This window comes from Parabacteroides massiliensis (assembly GCF_900155425.1).
Taxonomy (GTDB): Bacteria; Bacteroidota; Bacteroidia; order Bacteroidales; family Tannerellaceae; genus Parabacteroides; species Parabacteroides massiliensis.
In genome coordinates this window covers 582,849-607,603 of sequence record NZ_LT700191.1, presented here as the reverse complement: position 1 = coordinate 607,603, position 24,755 = coordinate 582,849, and the positions used below count along the sequence as shown (strand labels likewise).

General features: G+C 45.9%; 25 protein-coding genes. 15 read left to right on the top strand and 10 right to left on the bottom strand.

Annotated elements, in window-relative coordinates; translation table 11 throughout:
• Nucleotides 1-21: 21 nt before the first annotated feature.
• Nucleotides 22-1,143, top strand: a complete 1,122-nt coding sequence (locus BQ9893_RS13485; RefSeq protein ID WP_075967378.1) for a hypothetical protein — start codon at nucleotides 22-24, stop codon at nucleotides 1,141-1,143.
• Between the two features lie 54 nt (nucleotides 1,144-1,197).
• Here BQ9893_RS13485 and BQ9893_RS13480 read toward each other — a convergent pair whose 3' ends face one another.
• The gene (locus tag BQ9893_RS13480; protein ID WP_075966507.1) at nucleotides 1,198-1,692 is read right to left on the bottom strand and encodes a metallophosphoesterase family protein; all 495 of its coding nucleotides are present in this window, start codon (nucleotides 1,690-1,692) and stop codon (nucleotides 1,198-1,200) included.
• A gap of 58 nt (nucleotides 1,693-1,750) precedes the next feature.
• Here BQ9893_RS13480 and BQ9893_RS13475 point away from each other — a divergent pair, with 58 nt between their 5' ends.
• The 3 genes from BQ9893_RS13475 (at nucleotide 1,751) to BQ9893_RS13465 (ending at nucleotide 5,690) form a co-directional block, all read left to right on the top strand.
• The gene (locus tag BQ9893_RS13475; RefSeq protein ID WP_075966506.1) at nucleotides 1,751-3,820 is read left to right on the top strand and encodes an RNA degradosome polyphosphate kinase; all 2,070 of its coding nucleotides are present in this window, start codon (nucleotides 1,751-1,753) and stop codon (nucleotides 3,818-3,820) included.
• Nucleotides 3,821-3,825: 5 nt separating this feature from the next.
• Nucleotides 3,826-4,497 carry a hypothetical protein gene (locus tag BQ9893_RS13470; RefSeq protein ID WP_075966505.1) on the top strand — a complete coding sequence of 224 codons (672 nt, stop codon included), beginning with the start codon at nucleotides 3,826-3,828 and terminating at the stop codon, nucleotides 4,495-4,497.
• Between the two features lie 188 nt (nucleotides 4,498-4,685).
• Nucleotides 4,686-5,690 (top strand): DUF4837 family protein, encoded by a 1,005-nt coding sequence (locus BQ9893_RS13465; RefSeq protein ID WP_075966504.1) that lies wholly within the window; start codon nucleotides 4,686-4,688, stop codon nucleotides 5,688-5,690.
• A gap of 4 nt (nucleotides 5,691-5,694) precedes the next feature.
• On the opposite strand, the gene BQ9893_RS13460 is transcribed toward BQ9893_RS13465, so the two are convergent.
• Nucleotides 5,695-7,101 carry a methyltransferase RsmF C-terminal domain-like protein gene (locus BQ9893_RS13460; RefSeq protein ID WP_075966503.1) on the bottom strand — a complete coding sequence of 469 codons (1,407 nt, stop codon included), beginning with the start codon at nucleotides 7,099-7,101 and terminating at the stop codon, nucleotides 5,695-5,697.
• Between the two features lie 133 nt (nucleotides 7,102-7,234).
• Here BQ9893_RS13460 and BQ9893_RS13455 point away from each other — a divergent pair, with 133 nt between their 5' ends.
• Nucleotides 7,235-7,936, top strand: coding sequence for an SAM-dependent methyltransferase (locus BQ9893_RS13455; protein ID WP_075966502.1), 702 nt, complete (start codon nucleotides 7,235-7,237; stop codon nucleotides 7,934-7,936).
• Nucleotides 7,937-8,512, top strand: coding sequence for an acyltransferase (locus tag BQ9893_RS13450; RefSeq protein ID WP_075966501.1), 576 nt, complete (start codon nucleotides 7,937-7,939; stop codon nucleotides 8,510-8,512).
• Nucleotides 8,513-8,539: 27 nt separating this feature from the next.
• Here BQ9893_RS13450 and nadC read toward each other — a convergent pair whose 3' ends face one another.
• Both nadC and BQ9893_RS13440 read right to left on the bottom strand, forming a co-directional pair.
• Nucleotides 8,540-9,397 (bottom strand): carboxylating nicotinate-nucleotide diphosphorylase, encoded by an 858-nt coding sequence (nadC, locus tag BQ9893_RS13445; protein ID WP_075966500.1) that lies wholly within the window; start codon nucleotides 9,395-9,397, stop codon nucleotides 8,540-8,542.
• 108 nt (nucleotides 9,398-9,505) lie between these two features.
• Nucleotides 9,506-9,877: a DUF4783 domain-containing protein gene (locus BQ9893_RS13440; RefSeq protein WP_075966499.1), complete on the bottom strand. Its 372-nt coding sequence runs from the start codon at nucleotides 9,875-9,877 to the stop codon at nucleotides 9,506-9,508.
• 90 nt (nucleotides 9,878-9,967) lie between these two features.
• On the opposite strand from BQ9893_RS13440, the gene rlmH reads away from it, so the two are divergent.
• Nucleotides 9,968-10,441 carry a 23S rRNA (pseudouridine(1915)-N(3))-methyltransferase RlmH gene (gene rlmH, locus BQ9893_RS13435; protein WP_075966498.1) on the top strand — a complete coding sequence of 158 codons (474 nt, stop codon included), beginning with the start codon at nucleotides 9,968-9,970 and terminating at the stop codon, nucleotides 10,439-10,441.
• Between the two features lie 17 nt (nucleotides 10,442-10,458).
• Here the strand turns inward: rlmH and aroC are convergent, their stop codons facing one another.
• The 6 genes from aroC to BQ9893_RS13405 all read right to left on the bottom strand — a co-directional run bounded on the left by aroC (nucleotide 10,459) and on the right by BQ9893_RS13405 (nucleotide 17,132).
• Nucleotides 10,459-11,529 carry a chorismate synthase gene (gene aroC, locus BQ9893_RS13430; RefSeq protein ID WP_075966497.1) on the bottom strand — a complete coding sequence of 357 codons (1,071 nt, stop codon included), beginning with the start codon at nucleotides 11,527-11,529 and terminating at the stop codon, nucleotides 10,459-10,461.
• A gap of 168 nt (nucleotides 11,530-11,697) precedes the next feature.
• Nucleotides 11,698-12,276, bottom strand: coding sequence for an FKBP-type peptidyl-prolyl cis-trans isomerase (locus BQ9893_RS13425; protein WP_075966496.1), 579 nt, complete (start codon nucleotides 12,274-12,276; stop codon nucleotides 11,698-11,700).
• A gap of 96 nt (nucleotides 12,277-12,372) precedes the next feature.
• Entirely contained in the window at nucleotides 12,373-13,548 is a 1,176-nt protein-coding gene (locus tag BQ9893_RS13420; protein WP_075967377.1) for a MalY/PatB family protein, read from the bottom strand.
• Between the two features lie 111 nt (nucleotides 13,549-13,659).
• Entirely contained in the window at nucleotides 13,660-14,346 is a 687-nt protein-coding gene (locus BQ9893_RS13415) for an outer membrane beta-barrel protein (RefSeq protein WP_075966495.1), read from the bottom strand.
• Nucleotides 14,347-14,400: 54 nt separating this feature from the next.
• A complete protein-coding gene (locus tag BQ9893_RS13410; protein WP_075966494.1) occupies nucleotides 14,401-15,297 on the bottom strand; it encodes a hypothetical protein in 897 nt (298 codons plus the stop codon).
• 194 nt (nucleotides 15,298-15,491) lie between these two features.
• The gene (locus tag BQ9893_RS13405; RefSeq protein WP_075966493.1) at nucleotides 15,492-17,132 is read right to left on the bottom strand and encodes a tetratricopeptide repeat protein; all 1,641 of its coding nucleotides are present in this window, start codon (nucleotides 17,130-17,132) and stop codon (nucleotides 15,492-15,494) included.
• Between the two features lie 56 nt (nucleotides 17,133-17,188).
• Here BQ9893_RS13405 and BQ9893_RS22350 point away from each other — a divergent pair, with 56 nt between their 5' ends.
• The 8 genes from BQ9893_RS22350 (at nucleotide 17,189) to BQ9893_RS13370 (ending at nucleotide 24,696) form a co-directional block, all read left to right on the top strand.
• Complete coding sequence (locus BQ9893_RS22350) at nucleotides 17,189-17,317, top strand: hypothetical protein (protein ID WP_262497382.1); 129 nt, start codon at nucleotides 17,189-17,191, stop codon at nucleotides 17,315-17,317.
• Between the two features lie 360 nt (nucleotides 17,318-17,677).
• Nucleotides 17,678-17,884, top strand: a complete 207-nt coding sequence (locus BQ9893_RS13400; protein WP_075966492.1) for a helix-turn-helix transcriptional regulator — start codon at nucleotides 17,678-17,680, stop codon at nucleotides 17,882-17,884.
• Nucleotides 17,881-18,219 (top strand): HipA N-terminal domain-containing protein, encoded by a 339-nt coding sequence (locus BQ9893_RS13395; RefSeq protein ID WP_075966491.1) that lies wholly within the window; start codon nucleotides 17,881-17,883, stop codon nucleotides 18,217-18,219. The genes BQ9893_RS13400 and BQ9893_RS13395 overlap by 4 nt, the downstream gene beginning before the upstream one ends.
• Nucleotides 18,212-19,150 (top strand): HipA domain-containing protein, encoded by a 939-nt coding sequence (locus tag BQ9893_RS13390; RefSeq protein WP_208610815.1) that lies wholly within the window; start codon nucleotides 18,212-18,214, stop codon nucleotides 19,148-19,150. Before BQ9893_RS13395 ends, BQ9893_RS13390 begins: the two co-directional genes overlap by 8 nt.
• Before the next feature lie 560 nt (nucleotides 19,151-19,710).
• Nucleotides 19,711-21,546: a dihydroxy-acid dehydratase gene (gene ilvD, locus BQ9893_RS13385; protein ID WP_075967375.1), complete on the top strand. Its 1,836-nt coding sequence runs from the start codon at nucleotides 19,711-19,713 to the stop codon at nucleotides 21,544-21,546.
• A gap of 111 nt (nucleotides 21,547-21,657) precedes the next feature.
• Nucleotides 21,658-23,358: a biosynthetic-type acetolactate synthase large subunit gene (gene ilvB / locus BQ9893_RS13380; protein ID WP_075966490.1), complete on the top strand. Its 1,701-nt coding sequence runs from the start codon at nucleotides 21,658-21,660 to the stop codon at nucleotides 23,356-23,358.
• Nucleotides 23,359-23,370: 12 nt separating this feature from the next.
• On the top strand, nucleotides 23,371-23,934 hold the full coding sequence (gene ilvN, locus BQ9893_RS13375) for an acetolactate synthase small subunit (protein ID WP_075966489.1): 564 nt from the start codon (nucleotides 23,371-23,373) through the stop codon (nucleotides 23,932-23,934).
• 27 nt (nucleotides 23,935-23,961) lie between these two features.
• Entirely contained in the window at nucleotides 23,962-24,696 is a 735-nt protein-coding gene (locus BQ9893_RS13370) for an acyl-[acyl-carrier-protein] thioesterase (RefSeq protein ID WP_075966488.1), read from the top strand.
• The last annotated feature ends 59 nt before the right edge of the window (nucleotides 24,697-24,755 follow it).

Below are 24,755 nucleotides of genomic sequence, written 5' to 3'. Positions count from 1 at the left end.
GGGGAAAAGGGGGAAAAATATATGAACGAAGTGAAGAGAGGGCTGGATAATCAGGCCATAGGCTTAGTGCCGTTGTTGCTGTTTATGTTTTTGGATAATTATTTTTCATACTTGTTATCCTTCATAATCGGTGTTACCTTTTGTTTCGTTTGTGTTATTTTGTTTCGGGTCCTGAGTAAAGATAAGGTTTATCAGTTTTTGTTATTACCGGCTGCAACAACATTAGTCCTTTATTCGATTTTTCTTTGTCTGCGGCTTGAGCCAGTGTTGTTTATTTATTCTCCGTTAATAACAGAAGTTTTGCTGGTCGTGGTATTGGCGTTTTTGGGGTTTGCCAAACGGACAATATTACGGCAAATCCGGACTTCTCGGCATCCGACCTATAAGCGGACATTGATGCGTACAACGTTAAATGAATTCTTTTTTGTCGCCCAGCTCATCCAGAACCTCTATACATTGCATCTGTTTATCATTTTGGTATACAGTATTCTGCCCGAAACGATGCAGAGTGTGCGTATGGAACGTTTTTTATACCGGGAGCTTGGGATCGTTATCGGAGTCTTTCTGATTCTGTATGAACAGATAAGAATCTCGATGATGCAAGGCAGCCTTCGAAAGGAAATGTGGTTGCCTGTATTGAATGATGGAGGAAAAGTGATCGGTTGCATAGCCCGTTCCGTAAGCCGTTCGTTACCGAAAAAATATTATCATCCAGTCGTACGTGTGGCTGTTATTTACCAAGGAATGCTTTATTTGGTAAACAGGGGAAAGAAAGCTTTTGTCTCGCCTGATACAATGGATTATCCGTTCCACAGCTATGTCTTGTTCCGGCATAGTATAGAAAGTACGGTGCGTGAAACAATGGGTAGCTTGGGCGAGAAAGAAGAGCTCATGCCTCGTTTCCTGATTCGGTACACATTTGAGAACGAAAGGGTGAAACATTTGGTGAACTTGTATGTGATGTGTGTGCGCTCAGAAGAGGTTATGGATCGGATCAAACAACCGAATGGAAAACTCTGGACTTCCAGGCAGATTGAAGAAAATCTGGGTTCGGGTGTTTTCAGTGAGTATTTTGAACAAGAGTTCGCTTATTTGCAAAACACTGTCTTGTTGGCAGAAAACTTCTGCAAAGCTGATTGTTAGAATCAATAGGGAAGAGTGTCAAAATATACTTGTCTCCGCGTTTGACACACTTTCCTATCGATTACCTAATTCAATAACTTCCAAATCTTTGATCTGCTTTCCGTCTATCACGAAACGAACCAAAGTCCTTACTTGATGAAACCCGCTCTTACCGGCAGCTCCCGGATTTATATACAAACAATTCAAACTTCTGTCGAAAGCGACTTTCAGAATATGCGAATGTCCGGCAATGAACAGATTAGGCCGGCTGTCGTACAGCTCTTTCCGGATAAGCGGATTATAGCGTCCGGGATAGCCTCCTATATGCGTCATCATCACGTTTACTTCTTCGGCTTTGAAATGGGCGACCTGCGGATATTGCAGCCGGAGCGATTGTCCGTCGATATTGCCATATACGGCACGCAGCGGCTTCAAGGCTGCCAGACGTGCCGCCAATGTGTCCGAACCGATGTCTCCGGCGTGCCATATCTCGTCACATTCTGAGAAATAGTCCGCGTACTTGTCGTCCCACCAGGCGTGGGTGTCTGAAAGAAGTCCTATTTTAAGCATAACAATTTCTTTTATCCCACAAAAGTATTTATATTTACCGACCGAAGATAATAATACGATGGAGAATTCACATAAATACTTTAAACGTGATATTAGCTGGTTGTCTTTTAACTATCGCGTTTTGTTGGAGGCGGAAGATGAAACGCTCCCTATCTATGAGCGTATCAAGTTTCTTTCGATCTATTCGTCCAATCTCGAAGAGTTTTACGAAATAAGGGTTGCCGAACATCGGGGTGTGATCATGAAAAAGAATTTCGCCGAAGAAAGCGGGGCGGAAGCGGAAGAGACGCTTTCCGAAATAACAGAGGAAGTAAACCGGCAGCAGCGCGAATACTACCGCATATTCTCCAAAGTATTGCAAGAGTTGAACCGGCAGGATATCTACCTGTATCAGGACAGCCGGCCGGAACCTTTTCATGAGGAATTCGTGCATAACTTTTTCAATGAGGAAGTGTTTCCTTTCCTTTCGCCGGTCATGATACAGGCGGGTGATATCCGTACATTCATACGCGACCGCCGTCTTTATCTGGTCATCCGGATGGTGAAAAAGAGCAAGCGGATGGCGGAACCGGATTATGTGCCGGACTATTATTATGCCCTGATGAAGATCCCGTATGCGAAAGTACCCCGCTTTATCGAATTGCCAACGCATGAAGGGAAACATTATATCATGTTTATTGACGATATTATCCGAGCCAATTTGTCCAGTATCTTCCCCGGCTATGTGGTGGATAGTTGTTACAGCATCAAGATTTCGCGGGATGCCGATATTTACTTGGATGACGAGAAAAACGGGAATATTGTGGAAAGCATTCGTAAGAAGGTGAAAAAGCGCAAGATCGGCGCGTTGAGCCGGTTTATGTACGACAGCAATATGCCCGCCGATTTTCTATCGTTTATATGCAGTGCCTTTGGCATTACCACGGACGATCTGGTGCAAGGAGGACGGTATAACAATTTGCAGGACTTGGCCAAACTGCCGAATCCGAAAGGAAAAGAATTGGAGCAGCCGATTCCGTCTCCCATGCGTGTACCATTCCTTGACGAGATGGGGTCTGTCTTCCGGGCGGTGAAAAAGCGGGATATCCTGTTGCATTTTCCCTACCAGTCTTTCGACTACCTGATCCGCTTCCTGATGGAGGCGGCTTTTGACCCGAAAGTAGATGAGATCAAGATTACGCAATACCGGGTGGCAGAGAATTCGGCCGTGATCAACACGTTGATCAGTGCAGCTCAGAACGGGAAGAAGGTGACGGTCTTTGTGGAGTTGAAAGCTCGTTTCGACGAAGAGAACAATATGAGCACAGCCGAAAAGATGGAGCAAGCGGGCATCCGTATCATCTATAGCATCCCCGGCTTGAAAGTGCATGCAAAAGTGGCGGTTATCTTGCGCAAAGATACGGAAGACGGCAGCAAGCGGCGGGATTTTGCTTATCTGAGCACCGGTAATTTCAATGAAAAAACGGCGCGTGTCTATTCCGATATGGCGTTGCTGACTTCGAATGCGGAGTTGATAATCGACATAAACAAAGTGTTTGCAGTGCTGGAAGGGAAGTTGGCCGAACCGACATTCCGCCATCTGCTGGTTGCCCGTTTCAATATGGTACCGGAACTGATCCGCATGATCCATCGGGAGATCGAACATGTGAAGGCCGGGCGTAAAGGGCGCATTGTTTTGAAGATGAACGGCCTGCATGACCAGAATATGATCGACGAGTTGTATAATGCGAGTGAGAACGGGGTGGAAATCGATCTGATTGTCCGGGGAATTTGCTGTCTGGTTCCCAATCAGCCGTACAGTGCGAATATCCGGGTGACTCGTATTGTGGATATGTTTCTGGAGCATTCCCGTATCTGGTATTTCTATAATGACGGTGCGGAAGATTTGTTCCTGACTTCCGCCGATTGGATGCGCCGGAACTTGAATCGCCGTATAGAGACCGCTTTCCCGATTCTGGATGCGGAAATCAAGCGAAGCATCATAGATATCCTGAATATCCAGTTGCAAGATAACGTGAAAGCCTGTCTGATCGACGAACATCTGCATAACAACTTCAAGCGGGATGACAATCCGGTGAAGGTACGGGCGCAATTAGCTATTTATGAATATCTGAAAAACAAAATATAGGCGGTATGGATCTTTCTTCCTCCTGGACATTCGTATTATTTACCTTGTGCTTTGTTACCCTGATCGCAGGATCCTTGTTCGGATTTATGATCGGGGTGCGTACGGGCGGCAGGCAAGAACGCTTTCGCCAGGTAAAGGAGAAACTGAAACGGAATAAGGAAATTGTCTGTCGCTGGCAGAAGGAACGGCACGAATATGCCAGGCAGGTGAAACGGTTGGAAGAAGACTTGTTGCATTCGGCATCCGAATCCGAACAGTATAAAGAACGGATGTCCGACCTTGAGTTCTACCAGCAGAAACTACGGGAGAGTGAGCGGATCATATCCTCTTTATCGGCCGAAAACGCAGACCTGTCCGATATGAATGTCCTTTCTATGCTGGTTCAGTTGAAAGACGACCCGCTCCATACGAACCTTACTCGCGAGGAATGGAACGATCTGTTTCATCTGACGGATATCCTTTTCAATCATATTCTGACAGACCTGAAGGATCAGCAAGGGATTACCCGCCATGAACAGGAAATCTGCTGTCTGGTCAAATGGAACTTCTCGCGGAAGGAACAACTTGCCGTTTTCAATAATACATCGGAAGCCCTGACCAAATCGAAAAACCGGTTGAAGAAGAAACTCCGGCTGGACGAGAAGGCCGATTTGGACCAATTTATCCGTCTTTATTAAGGACCGTGAAGGGCAGATTGTCCGCCAAATGGACGGATTGATGCTGTTTATCTTATTTATATTCCTGGATATTAATTTGTTAATGAACTAGATATTTGTCCGGCAGTATTTTTTCTCCTTCCTCCTCCATCTCTCTACCTTTGCGTTGTGTGAGTTTGATTTTTAAGTAAACCTAATAAGTGAATGGTATGAGAACACAATCTTTATTGCTTTTGGTCCTGATCGTTTTGGTTGGTGGAACTGCTTGTAACCGGTCCGCCAAATCGTCCAAACAATCCATCTTTATGAAACGGGCTACCGGATTCGCCTACGAAGTGCTGGTCGTAATGGATAAGAATACGTGGAAAGGGGAAGCCGGACGGCTTCTGTATGATCAGTTGACGGCACCTATTCCGGGGCTGCCCCAGAATGAGCCGACTATGCGGGTGACGTATGCAGAGCCGTCGCAGTTTGACGGCCTGTTGCAGTATGTCCGTAACATCATCCGTGTCCGGATCGACGAATCTCTTTACACAAAGGTATCCGTATATAAGGAAAAGGACTGCTGGGCTATGGGGCAGGAGGTGGTTACAATTAATGCGCCTTCCTCCCGGCTTTTAGCTGAATACTTGGAAAAACAGGGCACATCGTTGGTCGCCTGGCTGGGAGAGAAGGAGCGGGAACGTGCCGCTGGTTATCTGGAAAGTTCACATAGTGTCTGGGTGAATGACAAAGTGAGGGCGCGTTTCCACGCACAGTTATATGCACCCGAAGAGATGTGTTCTTATAAAGATACGACGGATTTCTTTTGGGCGACCGATCATGGCACGCGGGGACGGATCGACATGGTCGTGTATAGTTTCCCGTATGTCAGCGACCGTACTTTTACGTTGGATTATCTGGTTGCTATGCGCGATTCCATTTTGGGAGAACATATACAGGGTGCATTCCCCGGTTCTTACATGACGACCGTGAAGCGTTTTTCTCCTTCTTATGAAGCGATCTCCCGGAATGGTGAGTATTGCGGCGTGCTGAGAGGCTTGTGGGAGATGGAAGGCGACATGATGGGCGGCCCGTTTGTCAGCCATGCCCATCTCGACCGGCAGAACCAGCGAGTGATTGTGGCTGAAACTTTTGTCTATGCCCCGAATACGAAAAAAGCGAAACTGCTCCGGCGCGGAGAGGCTTCGCTTTATACGTTTTGTTTGAATTGACACCCTACACCGTCATATCGAATGTCTTCACCCGTTCCGGCATATATCCCGTGCGGATACGCCATTCTTGCGGGTAGAGGTTGTTGGCGCGGTTGCCAAGGTGTTTGGCGAAACCGAGCGGAAACTTTTTGTAACGGACCAATGCGTAGCCTTTCTCTGTGCCGGCAGGCAGGAGGAGGGCTTCTTTTTTCAAGTAACGGATGGCATCGTCCCAATCTAAATCAGCCACAGGGAAAGCATCGGGGCGAAGAACCGTGCTGAGTGCCAGCTCTTCGGCGGGAATGAAATCTTTTCCTTTCGCTTCACCCATGCAGATGCCGGCCGAAAGAATGCGCAGGTGTTCGCGGAGCAGGGGATACACGTCTTGGACGGGTTGGGGGAGCATCCGGAGGAAATTACCGCTCCATTCTGGTGCGAAAGAAGAAGTGTCTGCCAGATAAGATTTGACAGCTTCCGGGACAGCAGGAGCCGTTTTACCTTTTTCTTTTTTATTCTTGTTTTTGAACCGGATCTCCTCTGTCTCGCCGTCCGCTTTGCGCAAGGCGGCAAGAAAGAAACCTTCGCCCTTGGTCTTGTGCGGGAAAAAGCGGTAGGCCGGATGGTCGTATTTGAGCGGGCCGGTGATCAACCATTCATCCTTGACGGGGATTGGCAGTGCTTCGGCTCCCAGTTCTTCCGTTATATAATGGATGTTCTCTTCATCCTCCTCTGTGTTGTAGGTACAAGTGCTGTATATCAGCAGGCCACCGGGTTTCAACGCGTTCCAGATGTCGTGGATGATGCGTCGTCCGCGTCCGGCACAGAGCGTGACGTTCGCTACGCTCCATTCGCCCGTGCTGTCGGTATCTTTGCGGAACATCCCTTCGCCGGAACAGGGCACATCGGCGACGATCACATCGAATAAATGCGTCAGGCGGCCGATCTCTTCCGGATCATTGTTTGTCACGATGCAATTCGGGCTGCCCCACTTGGCGATATTCTCTGCCAGTATATGGCTCCGGCTGCGGATCACCTCGTTGCTGACCAACAGGCTCCCTTCCGGAAGGCAAGCTGCCAGATGGGTAGATTTGCCTCCCGGAGCGGCGCACAGGTCGAGACACCGGACAGGCGTTTTCACATGGTTGCGGATCGCCTGTTCGAGAAACATAGACGATGCTTCCTGCACGTAGTAGGCGCCGGCATGGAAGAGCGGGTCGAAGGTGAACGAAAGCCTTTCGGGCAGGTAATAGCCTGTCTCGCACCAAGCCACCCGGCCACTTGTCGCACCTGCCGTCGACGGGGCAGGCGTGCCTTTTTTCTCGTTGATACGGATACTGACGGGAACATCGGCCTGCAACGCTGCTTCGAAACTGTCGAACTCATTTCCCAACAATGCACGGGTGCGTGTGATAAAATCTATCGGAAGTGCCATCTCTTTTCGCTTATTTTCGGCAAAATTACTATTTTTGCATTAAGATTTATGATTTAAGATTTATGATTTATGGCAATGCCGCCCTTTTTATCATGATCACAAATCATAAATCACAAATCTAAATCATAAATTCATGTCCGCTCTCTATCTCATCCCCGTCACGCTTGGCGACGTCGAACATCGCCGGGTGCTTCCCGAATATAACAGGGAAGTCATCCTTTCGATCCGTCATTTCATTGTCGAAAATGTGCGTACGGCGCGTCGTTTCCTGAAAAAGACAGACCCTTCGATCGTGATAGACGATCTTGTCTTTTATGAACTGAACAAGCACACGTCACCCGAAGCCGTTGCCGCCTATCTGGCACCTTTGGCCAAAGGCGAGTCGGTCGGTGTGATCTCGGAGGCCGGTTGTCCGGCTGTTGCCGATCCGGGTGCGGATGTGGTGGCGATCGCACAGCGTAAAAATTACAAGGTGGTTCCGCTGGTCGGCCCTTCTTCGATCCTGATGTCGGTGATGGGGTCCGGTTTCAATGGGCAAAGCTTTGCTTTTCATGGTTATCTGCCGATCGACGCTTCGCAGCGCACGAATACGATCAAGAAACTGGAAGGGCGCATTTACTCGGAGAACCAGACGCAGTTGTTCATTGAAACGCCTTACCGCAATAATAAATTGGCGGAGGAGTTGATCCGCACGTGCCGCCCTTCGACCAAACTGTGTATAGCTTCTAACATCACTTGCGAAGACGAGTATATCCATACCCGTCCTGTCAAGGAATGGGCCGGAAAGGTCCCCGATCTGAGCAAGAAACCGACAATCTTCTTAATCTATAAGTAAATGGCAACTTATCAGGCGCACGAAACAGCCGTTATCGATCCCGGATGCACGATTGGCGACGGCACACGCATCTGGCATTTCTCCCATATCATGCCGGGCTGCATAATCGGCCGGAATTGCAATATCGGGCAGAATGTCGTGATCTCTCCGCAGGTTGTCTTAGGGGATAATGTGAAGGTGCAGAACAATGTCTCCGTCTATACCGGTGTGACTTGCGGAGATGATGTCTTTTTGGGACCCAGCTGTGTTTTCACGAATGTGGTCAATCCCCGTAGTGCCGTTTCACGTAAAAGCCAATATCAGAAGACGCATGTTGGCAGAGGAGCCTCTATCGGCGCGAATGCGACGATCGTTTGCGGCCATACGATCGGTGAATATGCCATGATCGGTGCAGGAGCTGTAGTGACCAAAGATATTCCGCCTTATGCTTTGGTGGTCGGCAATCCTTCCCGCCGGATCGGTTGGGTAAGCGAATACGGGCATCGCCTCTCCTTCAATGAAAAAGGTATCGCCACATGCCCGGAGAGCAACCAGCGATACCTGTTAGAGGGTGACGTCGTAAGACGTATTTCGTAGGGGCGATATCCGCCCTCTTTAATATATTCAGCAAGCCTTGAAGCTCATATCCAGTCCCTTGACCGAATGTGTCAGTGCTCCGACCGAGATATAATCCACGCCGCACTCGGCATAATCGCGGAGCGTAGCAAACGTGATGCCGCCGGAAGATTCCAACTCATAACGTCCGGCAACCATTTCAACGGCTTTCTTCGTATTTTCGATATTGAAGTTGTCCAACATGATACGGTCGATACCACCGACACGCATCGCTTCCTGCAATTCGTCAAAGTTACGAACCTCGATTTCTATCTTCAGATCCTTGTTTTTCTCTTTCAGGTACTGATGGCAACGTGTGATAGCCGCTTCGATTCCGCCGGCAAAGTCCACATGGTTGTCCTTCAGCAAAATCATATCGAACAACCCGATACGATGGTTGACGCCGCCACCGATTTTGACCGCCTCTTTCTCGATCATGCGCAGGCCCGGAGTCGTTTTGCGCGTATCCAACACACGCGTTTTCGTTCCTTCCAATGCCTTGACATATTTACGTGTCGTGGTAGCGATGCCGCTCATGCGCTGCATGACGTTGAGCATCAGGCGTTCCGTTTGCAACAAAGACTGTACTTTGCCTTCGACCACGAAAGCGATATCGCCTTTCTTCACTTCGGCTCCGTCGTGGATGAATGTCGTCATTTTCAGATCCGGATCGAATGTGTGGAAAATACGTTCAGCCATTTCGACTCCGGCCAGTACGCCGTCTTCTTTCACGATCAGTTGGCTCTTTCCCATTTCCGTAGCCGGAATGCAACATAAAGTCGTATGGTCGCCATCACCTATATCTTCGGCAAATGCCAGGCGGATCAGTTCCGCAATCAGTTGTTCTTTTGTTTCTTTTACGTTCATGTTACTGTTGATTTATGATTTACGATTTACGATTTATGATTTGTTCTTTATGGATTATATGCGGCAAGGCATAAACCATAAATTATAAATCATAAATCATAGGATCTTTTATTCAATTCTGATAGACTGTATAATCGCTTTATCCCCTTCGGCCCGGTATGTCACGTTTACGCGATATTCACCGGAAGAAGTAGGCAGTTTGCCGACAAAGAAACCATTCTCTTTCTTATCGGCATGGTGGACAACCGTGAATCCTGCTGGCTTGTTCCCTCCGAAGAAGGCATTCAGCATTGAAACAGCGTCGTTCGCGTTGCATTTTTTTGATGAACCCGGTAGGGCCATGTCGACTTCCTTGTCCATTGATCCGCTGAGCGACGAGGCGTTGCCTCCTTTAAAAGCACTCGATATAGGAGCTATATCGGCAGCCATTACACTCAGAACCGAGAGAACCAATGCCAACGTCAGAAATAATCGTTTCATAAACTTTCTCCTCTTTTTGTGAGTATTGTGTGACAAAGGTATGTATTTTTTCCTGTAATTTAGCGTCCTCAATCTCTAAAATGTAAACGAATGAAAATTGCACTGATTGTGATCGGCAAGACGGATGCCGGCTATTTTGTGGAAGCGATCAATGAATACAAGAACCGCCTGGTTCATTATATCCCTTTTGAAATGGAAGTGATCCCTGATATCAAGAACGCCAGGAATCTTTCCGAATCCCAACAAAAAGAGAAAGAAGGAGAGCTGATTTTGAAAACATTGCAGCCGGGTGACTATTTGGTTCTATTGGATGAAAAAGGAAAGGAATTTACCTCGATGCAATTTTCCGCCTATATAGAAAGAAAGACGCATACGGTTCCGAAACGCTTGGTTTTCGTTGTCGGTGGGCCGTATGGTTTCAGTGATGCCGTTTATAAAGCAGCAGCCGAGAAAATATCCTTAAGCAAAATGACTTTCTCCCATCAGATGATCCGCCTGATCTTCATCGAACAAATCTACCGGGCGATGACAATCCTGAACAATGAACCGTATCACCATGAATAATTGACAATGGATTATTGTCAATTTCGGATTTTCTGCAAGAGCAGAAAATCCAGCAATGTCATTGCCGTCATCGATTCGACGATAGGGACAGCCCTTGGCAATACACACGGGTCATGGCGTCCGCGGGCTTTCAGTATTGTGTCTTCGCCTTCCATATTGACGGTTTCCTGTTCCATCAGGATGGTGGCAACCGATTTGAAGGCGACACGGAAATAGATATCCTGTCCGTTCGAGATGCCTCCTTGTATGCCTCCGGAATGGTTGGTGCGGGTGTTGATGCGTCCGTTGTCGTTAAAGAAGATATCGTTCCGTTCCGAACCTCGATATAAAGCCGCGTCGAAACCGTCGCCATATTCGAAACCTTTTACGGCATTGATTGTCAGCATGGCATGCCCCAATGCCGCATGCAACTTCCCGAATACCGGTTCGCCCAAGCCAACGGGAACTCCCTGTGCCACGCAGGTGATCACGCCGCCGATCGTGTCTCCTTCGGATTTCACTTTGGCGATCAAGGCTTCCATTTCTGCAGCGGTCGCCGGGTCCGGACAACGTACGGCCGTGTCTTCCGTCTTGCTTAGGTCATAATCCGTATACGAACCGTTTAGTTTGATGTTCCCGACCTGCGAAGTAAAGGCCTGGATCAGGATGCCTTCCTGGCGAAGAACCTGTTTGGCGATTGCTCCGGCTACGCAACGGGAAATTGTTTCCCGTGCAGACGAACGTCCGCCTCCGCGCGGGTCGCGGATTCCGTATTTGGTCTGGTAGGTATAGTCGGCATGGGAAGGGCGATAGACGCTCTTCATGTTGTCATAGTCCGCCGAATGCTGGTTCTTGTTCCAGACAATAAACCCGATCGGTGTACCAGTTGTTTTTCCTTCGTAAATACCGGAAAGAAACTGTACTTCGTCGTCCTCCTTACGTGGAGTCGTGATTTTGGATTGTCCCGGTTTGCGACGGTTCAGTTCACTTTGGATAAATTCCGTATCCAATTCGATGCCGGCGGGGCATCCGTCTATTACACCTCCGATCCCGGGACCATGAGATTCTCCGAAAGAGGTCAGTCTGTATATGTTTCCGAAAGTATTCACCCTTTATTAAATTGACAATTGACAATTGGCAATTGACAATTTAAATAAAGCAATACTCCTTTTTTGTCAATTGCCGGCATGTTATCAATTGACAATTGACAATAGGCAATTGACAGTTAAAATGCATATCAAATAATTGTCAATTGCCAATTTTCAATTGTCAATTCCTTAGTGCCCGCATCCGCACCCTTCTTCGTGGCCGTGGTCGCTGCAACCGCTTCCGCAGTCGTCACATCCGCAACCGCAACCGCATCCACCTGCCGGAGCCGTGAGGGCAGCTATTTCTTCAGCTGTCGGTTCGTGTACGTCGATAACTTCACCGTTGAAATGCAGCGTTTCGCCGGCCAACGGATGGTTGAAGTCCATAACGACCACATCTTCTTTTATTTCCAAAACAGAACCGTTCATGCGGTTGCCGTTCGAATCCATCATCGGAACCGTGTTGCCTTCCTTGATCATTTCCGAGTCGAATTTGCCGTCTACCTCGAAAATATTCTTCGGAAGATCCAATACATGTTCCTCCACATATTCGCCGTATGCATCAGCCGGAGTTATAGAGAAGTTAAATTTGTCGCCTACTTCCAGTCCTTTCAGAGCGTCTTCAAAAGCGGGGAGCATAGCGCCTGTACCAAAGATGAATTTCAGAGGAGTTTCAGCTGTTGCTCTTTCCATCAATTCGCGTTCTTCGCCTTCGCCTACGTTCAGATCGTAAGTAACTGCAACGAACTTATTTGCTGTAATTTTCATTTGTAATTGTATTTGTGATAAATAAAACGATGACAAATTTACGCATAATTTCCGACTTGTCTGCCTAATCTCGATAATTAAATAGGCAAACGGCTTTTATTTCTTGTCTATAGCTTTCTTCAAGGCGTCGAGTGCGGAAGACAGGACGGAGCGCGGACAACCGATGTTCAGGCGCATATGCCCTTCGCCTCCGGGGCCGAACATGCTTCCGTCGTTCAGCAACAGGCCGGCTTTGTCCTGGAACAAACTCACCAGTTCGGGCTGGCTCAGTTTCAGGTCGCGGCAATCCAGCCATACAAGGAAAGAGGCTTGCGGCAGGTAGACTTTGATTTTCGGCAGTTTGGCTTTGCAATATTCGTCTACGAAGCGTACATTCTCAGTGATATACATCCGCATCTGTTGCAACCATTCGGCTCCGTATGTATAAGCCGCTTCGGTCGCCGTGTAGGCAAAAAGCGTTCCGGCATTGAATTCTCCCGCTTCCATGAAGGAATAGAATTTTTCGCGTATTTCCGCATTGGGAATGATCGAATAGGAGGTCACGATTCCGGCAATGTTGAAGGTCTTGCTCGGAGCCATGAAAGTAATGCTGCAATTGGCGGCTGTCTCCGAAACCGTTGCAAACGGATGATGCGTATATTGCGGATAAGCCATCTCCGCATGGATCTCGTCGGAGATGACGAGTATATCGTGTTTGGCACAAATCTTGGCCAACCTGGTCAGTGTGTCCTTTTTCCAGACGATGCCGCCCGGATTATGAGGGTTACAAAGTATCAGGACCTTGCAATGTTCATCGATGACCGATTCGAGGTTCTCGAAATCCATCTCGTAAATGCCGTCTACTGTTTTAAGCGGATTGTAGACAACCTCACGGTGCATGCTTTCCGGAACGATGCGGAAAGGATGGTAGACCGGTGGCTGGATAATTACTTTGTCGCCCGGTTTGGTGAAGCATTGCAAAACGAAACCGATTCCCTTTACGATGCCGGGAATATAACTAAGCCATTCGCGTTGGATTTTCCAGTTATGTTTATAATGTACCCACTCGATGATACTGTTATAATAGGAATCCGAATCGAATGTGTACCCGAAAATCTCATGTTCCAGGCGTTTCTTGATTGCGTTGACAATAAAGTCTGGTGTCCGGAAATCCATGTCGGCTACCCAAAGTGGAACAAGGTTCTCGTTACCGAAGTCTTTCTTTAGAAGATCGTACTTGACACAATTGGTTCCACGACGTTCGATGATCTCGTCAAAGTTGTATTGTTTCATTATCTCTATAAGTTCAGTCTGTTGATCGGGTCCAAAGATACGAATTATATTTAGAAACTGTTTCAATTCCGACATTTGGGTAGTTACACTACCGGACTTTTAATTGTATTCTTATAACTGAAGTTTATAGCCGATCGCCAGTGTCGCATTGCGGTTTCTTAACTGGTGATGCAGTCCTGCATCCATAAACCCTTTCCACATATCCTTTAAGCCTAAATCATAATTGAACGACATGCTGACACGCCTGATTTCTGCATTTAGCCCAAAGCGTAGACCTGTATCGAAACGGTTGAATGCATAAGCGAGCTTTCTTTCAGATTCTGTGGTCGTATAATAATGAGATTCAAAGGGATTTGACCATTCTGTCCGATTCATGGATTCATTGGAAGTTTGGTTTGTGGCACTCTTTTCAAATTCTCCGTATCCGTTGATTCCCCATGCGAAATAAGCTCCAACGGAAGGTGTCAGGTAGATGCCGGAAGTGACCGGTATCCGATAGCCGATCATTGTCGGCACTTCTAAGTAGCCCAATCTGACAAACATTTCATATCCGAGGTCATCCGCACAAATAGTGTTTGCTCCTTTCATTGTATGAAATATCCCGGTAGACAAATTAATACGATTCTTGAAAGCATAATCGGCCGTCAATCCTCCATGTGATCCAATCTGTGTATGATTGGTGATAACGTCGACACTTGACAAGTCAATACCGGCTTCTGCTCCCAAACGCCATTGCGCCTTTGCCGTAAAGAAGCAAAAGCTCAGTAATGCGATAAGCAATAATTTCGTAACTTTCATAATGCTAAATATTTATTGTTCTATACTGTGTTTTTATGAAATCCGGTTTTTTAATCACAAAACTAACCCGGGTAGTGGGTTGGTGGTATGGTCATACCAGATTGTTTGAGTCCGGACAACTTTTATACCCGCGTTTGGAAATAGAAGTTGATATTCTTTTGTTTTGTCCGATGATATTAGATAGCAACGTCTTCCGGTCGCAATTTTGAAACCATACTTTTCTATCGTATTTTGGTAGTTTAAAGTCAGAGAATCAATACTCCATTTATAAGTTCCCTGTAGCTTTTCTGTTGTTTGAGGATAACTCATTGTAAACACTTTTGTGTCAGATTTGAAACTATAAAATGTTCCTCTTTTTTGTTCGATCTCTTTCCATAATTGTTTTTCAATTAAAGATTTAACATCAGAGTCTATAACTTCAACTGTAACTTCGGCCTTTTCAGTGGGATGCATGTCTGATTCTTCTATTTTATCGGCATTGAAATAGAAAGCATAAATATGGATAATGTTTTTTATATTGTTATTTGCATCTAATATATCAATGGTCCCTTCTCCATCGGCTTCAAGCTTGATGGAGATTGCATCCGACTTTTCGATGTAGCTCCATGACGCAATCCCCGGATTATTGTTTCTAACAGTGTATTTATTAGCTTTTAAATCGATAAATAGGTTACATGTCTCACCTATATATGCTGAATATGAAATAGATTCAGGTTCGATCGTTTCCAGTGTTGTATCCTTTTTTGAACAACAGCAAAATAGAAGTAAAAAATTGATTGTATATATAATATGTTTCATGGCATTATTTGTTGAATTACGATATTTTGTAGTTTTATTTTTTTGAAATGTTGTATAGGGTGTTTTGCTCTTGTGTGTAATTCCCTTTTTAGCAAAGCCGGGCAATATAAATGTCAGCGCTAATCCGATACACCATAATTTGTTTTTGACCATAATTGATTGTTTAAAATGAATGATGCAAAAGTAGGGGGCTATGCTTTCCTGGCAAAGGAATCGGTTGAAATAGACATGGACAAGGACTTTTCTGATGCGTGGTGTTTGTGCTTGTAATTCAACTGTTTATGTGGATTAAGGATGGACATTGATATATTTTGTCAAGACAATGTGATATGTTATATTGTTTACAATCAGTAAGTTAATAGATAATCGTGAATACTTGTGTTTTGATTGGTCAAATTGAGTCTTTGGCGAGTCCTTAGCCTGTATTTGCTGACTGAATTAGGAATAATGTCTAACAGGATTGCTTCTGCTTTTACATCGAGTTGCAAAAAACTGAGGTAACATATCTTTTTTTCTGTATCTGTCAGACTGTATGGATTCTCTTTTATAAAGGTTATAATATTAGGATAAAGCATTTGGATGAGAGCAATTAGACTGTTCCAGTCTTTGTCTGTTAATTTTTGATCTTTGTCGGGAGTCACATTTTTACAAAGTTTCTTTATTCGCTTTGTGATTGAAGCTGCTTGAAATATATTCTGTTTTAGGGCACACAATTCTTCTTTCGTTCTTTTTGCTTCAGTTTGAAGGTCTTCTGTATTTTCGAAACTTGAATTTTTTTGTTGTATTTCCAATTCCAACTCATTTAGCAAGATTCCTTTTTGTTCTAAAACTTTCCGTTGATAATTATTTTTTGCTTGGTAGAACAGGTAAATAATAAGGGTAATTATAGCAGAGATACAAAGTAGGGTAATATGAAAATATTCTGTAAGTTGAAGATCTTTGTACTGTTTAGATAAAACAGCTAAATTGTGTCGTTTTTCTGCATCGATGATGTCTATTTGCTTCTCTGTGTCATATAAAGAATCTTTTGCTTCAATATATTGTTCCAGATAATTTAAAGCTTTATCTTTTTCATTGTCATCTTTCTCAATTAAATATCCCATATATAAACGATCAATATGGGTATAGGGGTTTGTTGTTAAGCTTTTTGATTTTTCTAAGTAATAGCGAGCCGAGTCTATAGTACCGTTTCTGTAATAAATATTACTTAATGCTAAAAAATTGGGAGAGGATTTTGTATTATATAAAGCTATGGACTTTATATAATACAATCTGGCTTTATTTAAATCTCCAGTTTTTTTATAGATGTTTCCAAATCCGTTTGCGATGGAAGCCATTCCTATAGAATCATTTAATTTTGTAATGATAGAATCTGCCTTTAACATATAGTTTAATGCTATTGAACAGGAGTCTCCAAACACCCAAGTTTGAGCAATATCCCGTAGCGCAAACGCATAGCTTCTGATATTCCCGGCCTTTTTGAAATAGTCGGCTGCTTCTTCAAATTTTCGTCTTTCTTCAGTTCTTTGTCCTGTATAGGTATACAGATCAGCCATATAACTACAAATATATCCCGCTACATTATATATATGTTTATTCTGAGCTATTTCCAATGCATCTGAATAGGCGTTGATTGCAGGTATGAAAAGTTTATCCTCTGTGTAAGATCGGCCTAAGTATAGACCAGTCCATGCCTGTTGTTTTGCAGTCCCATGTTTGGCGTACCATTGCAAGGCGCGTGAGAGTTGTTCTACATAAGGCATCTCTTTATGTAATTTGTCTGCAGTTTTGCTTTGTAAAAAACACCAACGGGCAAAAAGCTTGTCGTTTAGCTTATCCGGCATTTGTATACTGTCTAAAAATATTTCTGCGCTATCGGGTTGTGTTTCGATAAGAGATTCGACCCGGTCAAGCAAAAGGGGAATTGTTCGATCGTTATGGCAAGAGAAAAATATGACAAATAGCGTAAGTAACAGACTGTTTTTCATTTTGATGTATTAAAGTATCAAAGATACGATTTTTATTGATTATCAAATAAAAATGAATGAATTTATTGATTGGGGCCAAGATGGTTGTACCCGAACGGATGTTCTATTGGGAAAATCTACGTCCGGACTCATGTGGATTTGTTGCTTTCGGAGAGGGGGGAATGAATATCTACAGTTTACAATAACCCCCTCTAAAAGGGTGAATGTTTATATATGTCTTATATATAGTGCTTTATGTAAAATCGTGTTTATTAAAAAATATTACCCTTGCGAGTAATTTGAAATAAATGGGGTAGAAAATCAAATTTCATGCGCTACTGTTTCGATTTGGACCAGTGGGTATTTGAGAAAACTATACAATAAGTAGAAATATGACAGTAAGGTTCTGCATGGTTATCAGACATCGACTCGGTTCGTGTCCGGTCATGTCTATTATACCCATACTGATATAATTGTATCCGTAAAATAATAAATTATACCCATACTGATATAATGTCGAATAATAATACTAACTTTGTACCCGAAAAGGTATAAAGTTTGATATTATGAATAATCTTTCTACTACGGTCAAAATGCTGCGGAAGCAATATAATCTGACGCAAGAAGAACTATCGTTGAAATCGGGTGTTGGTTTGCGCTTTGTGCGAGACCTTGAACAAGGCAAAGAAACGCTACGCCTCGATAAAGTGAATCAGCTTCTTGATTTTTTCAATTATGAAATGGTTGCTACACCAAAAAGCAATAACCGATGAGACAAGCTAATATATTTTACAAAAACCAATTGGCAGGTATTTTGACAGAAAATGATGCCGGATATGAGTTCTATTATTTGCCGGAGTATCTGTCTTTGGAAACAGCAAAGGCGGTTAGCCTGACATTGCCTTTGCAAAAAGAGGCATATATAAGTCCTACGCTATTTCCTTTCTTTGATGGTTTGATTCCTGAAGGATGGTTGCTGGACGTGGCATTGCGGAATACAGACATTAGTATTCTTGATCGAATGTCGTTATTACTGACTTGCTGCAAAGATTGCATTGGGGCGGTGAGTGTTGTTCCAATTGAAGAAAAGGAGGGAAAACATGTGTAATTGTTTATATTGTTATCGTCCTCTCCTAAAAGGAGAAAAGGATATGCACACAGCTTGTATCAAGAAATTCTTCGGAACGACGGTGTTGCCTGTTTTAGACTATACAACAGAGCAGCTTGAGCAACTTGCCCTGCAAATTATCCAAGACCAAACATCTCTGACTGGCGTTCAGCCGAAGTTGTCTTTGCATTTAAATGAACATGAAGGTAGTAAGCGATTGACCATCGTCGGCCTCTGGGGCGGTTACATTTGCAAACCACAGACTTCCCAATATGAAATGATGCCGGAAGTGGAAGATTTGACTATGCACCTTGCAGAAGTGGCACATATTGATGTGGTTCCCCATACATTGATGCGGATGGCAGACAATACGCTTTGCTATCTTACTCGCCGAATCGACAGGACTCTTACCGGAGAAAAGATAGCAATGGAAGATATGTGCCAACTGACGGAACGGCAAACGGAACATAAATACAAGAGTAGTTATGAGCGCATAGGCAAAGCAATTTTGAAATACTCGTCTTTACCTAAAATGGATGTTATCAATTTTTTTGAGTTGGTACTTTTCTCTTGGCTGACTGGAAATAACGATATGCACTTGAAAAATTTCTCTTTGTATGAAACAGCCAATAAGATACGTCTGGCTCCAGCTTATGACTTGTTGAATGCAGTTATCATTAATCCGAAAGATGATGAAGAACTGGCATTGACCTTGAATGGGCGGAAGAAGAAATTGCAAAGAGAAGATTTTATCAAGTCGGCAGCTACCTTAGGAATAGAGGCTGTGATTGTAGAACGATTGATAAAAAAGTATATTAAGCTGTTGCCAAAGTTTGAGGCTGTCATTCAAAACTCCTTTCTAAGTGCTGAACTAAAAGAAATGTATGCTGAATTGTTGGGAGAACGGTTTGGTAGACTTTTTTCGTTATAATCCGAGAATTGCCGTCACCTTTATGTATAGTGCTTAATTATAAGACTATTAACAGGTGAACCCAAAGGGTAAAAGTGCCTTCGCCTGTTCCGGTTACCTTCATCTGCAAATGAGCCGGGTACGAAAAGTATCATAAAGGGTAACTGTCATTTGCATGAAAAGTTGGGCGGAGACAATCCAGGCAGGCATTTCGGATTTGATAATGGAAGAATGGATGGATGTGTTAAACTGCAAGCCTATCTTGTTTCTTTGCTTGAGAAATGTAAGATAAATTGATATTTTTCTTTTAATTTCTTTGGTGGTATGAATTATTGTTCTACATTTGCAGCGTCAAACGAAAATAAAGACATAGAAAAGATGATGAACAACGTATTGCATATTATTCTCGTGGTGGTCCTTCTAGTCATTAGCAGGTAAGGAGAAAGGTGTGTAAGAAGTTGTGAAATCATATAAAGATATTTCTTAAGCCTTTCTCCATATAGGGAAAGGCTTTTTTGATATATATATGTGAGAAAACAAATAGAGAACGGTTTTTCCGTTCGAAAATAATAAATGATATGATGAAGAATCCGTTAAGAAGTTCATACAGCACAGAGGGCAGACGCATGGCCGGAGCCCGTGCTTTGTGGCGTGCCAACGGCCTGAAAGAAGAGCAGTTCGGCAAACCGATTATAGCTATAGTGAATTCATTTACCCAGTTTGTGCCCGGCCATGTCCATCTGCATGAGATCGGACAGTTGGTAAAGGCGGAGATCGAAAAGTTGGGTTGTTTTGCTGCCGAGTTCAATACGATTGCGATCGACGACGGTATCGCCATGGGACACGACGGAATGCTCTATTCGCTCCCTTCGCGTGATATTATTGCAGACAGCGTCGAGTATATGGTAAATGCCCACAAAGCCGATGCGATGGTCTGCATCAGCAATTGCGACAAGATCACGCCGGGGATGCTGATGGCATCCATGCGGCTCAATATCCCGACTATCTTTGTTTCCGGCGGGCCGATGGAAGCCGGCGAACTGGCTGGCCGCCATCTGGACTTGATCGATGCCATGATCGAATCGGCCGACACTTCGGTTAGCGATGAACGGGTCGAGCAGGTGGAACGGAATGCCTGTCCGGGATGCGGTTGCTGCTCCGGTATGTTCACGGCCAACTCGATGAACTGCCTGAACGAAGCGATCGGCTTGGCTCTTCCGGGCAACGGGACGATCGTTGCTACGCATGCTAACCGTACGCAACTGTTTCGCGACGCAGCGCGGCAGATTGTGGAGAATGCCTATAAATACTATCGTGACGGCGACGAGTCGGTTCTTCCCCGCAGTATCGCCACTCGACAGGCCTTCCTGAATGCCATGTCTTTGGATATCGCAATGGGCGGTTCTACGAACACGGTTCTCCATTTGCTTGCGATAGCACAGGAAGCGGAGGCGGACTTCACGATGGACGATATCGATATGCTTTCCCGCAAGACTCCTTGCCTCTGCAAGGTTGCTCCCAACACGCACACCTACCATGTCCAGGATGTGAACCGTGCCGGTGGCATCATGGGAATCATGAACGAGCTGCTGAAAGGCGGCCTGGCAGATGGGAACGTGAAGCGTGTGGACGGAATGACGCTTGCCGAAGCCGTGGATAAATTTGCTATCACCTCGCCGAATGTGACGGACGAGGCTGTCAAGAAATACAAGAGTGCTCCCGCCCATCGTTTCAGTATTCGGATGGGATCGCAGGAAACCTATTATAAGGAACTGGATACCGACCGCGCCACCGGATGTATCCGCGACATCGAACATGCTTATTCCAAAGACGGCGGCCTGGCCGTCCTGAAAGGAAATATCGCTTTGGACGGTTGCGTGGTCAAGACGGCCGGTGTGGATGAAAGCATCTGGAAGTTTGCCGGCCCCGCGAAAGTTTTCGATTCGCAGGATGCGGCTTGTGAAGGTATCCTTGGCGGAAAAGTGGTTTCGGGCGATGTGGTTGTGATCACCCACGAAGGGCCGAAAGGCGGTCCGGGTATGCAGGAAATGCTTTATCCCACATCCTATATAAAAAGCCGCCATTTAGGCAAGGAATGTGCGTTGATCACGGACGGGCGTTTCAGCGGCGGTACATCCGGCCTCTCCATCGGCCATATCTCTCCTGAAGCAGCGGCAGGCGGAGCGATCGGCCTGGTGAAAGACGGAGATATGATCGAGATCGATATTCCCGAACGTACGATTAACGTGAAGGTCAGCGACGCCGAACTTGCCGAACGCCGTAAAGCGGAAGAGGCCCGCGGAACGAAAGCCTTTACGCCTCCTCACCGCCAGCGTGTCGTCTCAAAAGCCTTGCGAGCCTACGGAAAGATGGTTAGTTCGGCTGACAAGGGAGGAGTGAGGATAATTGACAATTGACAATGAACAATTGACAATTAAAAAGAAAAGAAGAAGAAAACATTAAACATTAAAATAGAGTAATATCCAATTGTCAATTATCAATTGTCAATTGTCAATTCAATAAAGGGTATGGAGAAACATAAAATAACCGGTTCGGAGGCTTTGTTGAAGTCGCTGATAGCTGAAGGGGTAGATACGATCTTCGGTTATCCCGGCGGACAGGCAATCCCTATTTACGATAGTTTGTACGACTACAAAGATAAATTGAAACATGTTTTGGTGCGTCACGAACAAGGAGCGACGCATGCTGCACAGGGATATGCCCGCGTATCCGGCAGAGTCGGAGTGGCGTTGGTCACTTCGGGACCCGGTGCGACGAACACCATCACCGGCATTGCCGATGCGCTGATGGACAGCACGCCGATGGTGGTCATAGCCGGACAGGTTCCTTCTCCATTGCTCGGAACCGATGCATTCCAGGAAGTCGATGTGATCGGCATCACGCAACCGATCACCAAATGGGCTTACCAGATCCGCAAACCGGAAGAGATTGCATGGGCTGTTTCGCGAGCTTTCTATATCGCTTCTACAGGACGTCCGGGACCGGTCGTGCTTGATTTGGCAAAAGACGCCCAGGTAGGATTGGTGGATTATGAATACAAGAAAGTCGATTTTGTCCGCAGCTATCAGCCGGAACCGGATATCAACCCAGACAGGATCAAGGCTGCCGCTGCATTGATCAATAAGGCGGAGAAACCGTTCTGCCTGGTCGGGCAAGGTGTCCTGTTGGGGGGCGCCGAAGAAGAGTTGAAAGCATTCCTGTCTAAGAATGACATTCCTGCCGGTTCGACCGTCCTCGGCCTGTCGGCGTTGCCTTCCGATTTTCCTTTGAACAAAGGTATGCTCGGTATGCATGGCAATGTGGGACCGAACAGGAAGACCAACGAATGCGACGTGCTGATCGCCATCGGCATGCGTTTCGACGACCGTGTCACAGGCGATTTGAATACGTACGCCAAGCAGGCGAAAGTGATCCATCTGGATATCGATAACTCGGAGATCGGGAAGAATGTGCCGGTCGACGTGAAAGTGCTCGGAAATGCCAAACATACCATCCCGATGATAACCGCGTTGCTGGAAGAACGGAAACGCCCGGAATGGAATGCCGAGTTCGAGCCGGATGCGCAGGAAGAATATGAAAAGGTGATCGAAAAGGAATTGTGCCCGACAAGCGGCCCGCTGAAAATGGGCGAGGTCGTCCGGAAAGTCTCCGAAGCGACCGGCAATGATGCCGTTTTAGTGACGGATGTCGGGCAGAACCAGATGATGGGCGTCCGCTATTTCAAGTATAAACGCACCCGCAGCGTGGTTACTTCGGGCGGTCTGGGGACAATGGGCTTTGGTCTTCCCGCCGCAATGGGTGCTAAGTTCGGTGCGCCTGACCGTACGGTCTGTTTCTTCACCGGCGACGGTGGCATACAGATGACGATCCAAGAACTGGGAACCATCATGCAGGAAAAACTGGATGTGAAAATCATTATCCTCAATAATAACTTCTTAGGAATGGTGCGCCAGTGGCAAGAGTTGTTCTTCCACGAACGCTATTCGAACACGGTTATGGTGAACCCGGATTTCGTGGCGATCGCGAATGCATACGGCATTGCCGGCCGCACCGTGGATAAACGGGAAGAACTGGATGAGGCCATTGCCGAGATGTTGCACCATGACGGAGCGTATGTGCTGGTCGCCAACGTGGAGGCGTGCGGGATGGTATATCCGATGGTTCCCGCCGGTGGAAGCGTAACTAACATGATATTAGGAGATAAGTAAGGAGGAGAAGCCATGACAACAAAAAAATTATATACCGTTATTATCTTTTCAGAGAATACAGTAGGTCTTCTGAACCAGATTACAGTTATCTTTACGCGCCGGCAGTTGAACATCGAGACGCTTTCCGTTTCGCCTTCCGCCATACAGGGCATACATAAGTTTACGATCACGACATTCGCCGATGAAGATACGATCGACAAGGTCGTGAAGCAGATCGACAAGCGAGTGGATATCCTGAAAGCCTATTATAACACGGACGAAGACTTGGTTTTCCAAGAGATAGCCCTTTATAAGCTGAGCACCGAACTGTTCATCAAGATGGGGACGGTCGAGGACCTGATCCGCAAGTATAACGCCCGAATTCTGGAAATGAACGAAACGTGCGTGGTTCTGGAAAAGAGCGGCCATTACGACGAGACGCAAGCCTTGTTCAAGGAATTGAGTGAAACGATCGGTGTCTTGCAGTTCATCCGTTCCGGTCGCGTCGCGATCACAAAAAGCCGCGTCGAACGCCTGAGCGACATGCTGGCCGAAATGGAACGCAAGCTGCAGAACAAGCAAGACGGACAACAATAACATATCGCCTGATAAAAGCATAGAATTATGGACAAAGACAAAGTAGGAGAATATCATTTCGTCACAGAACCGTATCTGTTGGATTTCCGTGGACGCGTAACGATTCCGATGATCGGGAACTACCTGATACATGCCGCATCCAGCCATGCTGCCGAACGCGGATTCGGTTTCAACGATATGTCGGAACGGCATACGGCATGGGTTCTTTCCCGTCTGGCAATCGAGATGACCGGATATCCTGCCATGTCCGAACCCATAACCCTGTATACCTGGGTGGACGAAGTCGGTCGCCTCTTTACCAGCCGTTGTTTCGAGATGGTGGATGCCGGGGGCAAGACATTCGGCTATGCCCGCTCTATCTGGGCGGCCATCGACATGGAATCACGCCGTCCGACCTTGTTGGATGTCGCCGGGTTGAGCGCTTACGTCACGGATCGCCCCTGTCCGATCGGGAAACCGGGAAAGATTGCGGCTGTGGAGAACGATACGGAAGGAATCCCTTATGTCGTCAAGTACAGCGACCTCGACATCAACGGCCACCTGAACAGCATCAAGTATATGGAACATCTGCTGGACCTGTTCGACCTGGACTTGTTTCAGACAAAAGACATCAAACGTTTCGAAATCGCCTACCAATCCGAAGGCAAGTATGGGATGGAACTCCTGTTGCACAAGAAAGAGGAGGCTGAGGCCGGAAAATACGATATGGCTATCTGTAACGGAGGCAAAGCGATTTGCCGTGCCGCCGTTACGTGGCATTGAACAAACATGATACGGGCGGTTTGCGAACCGCCCCCAGTGAAAGAATTATTTTATTAAGT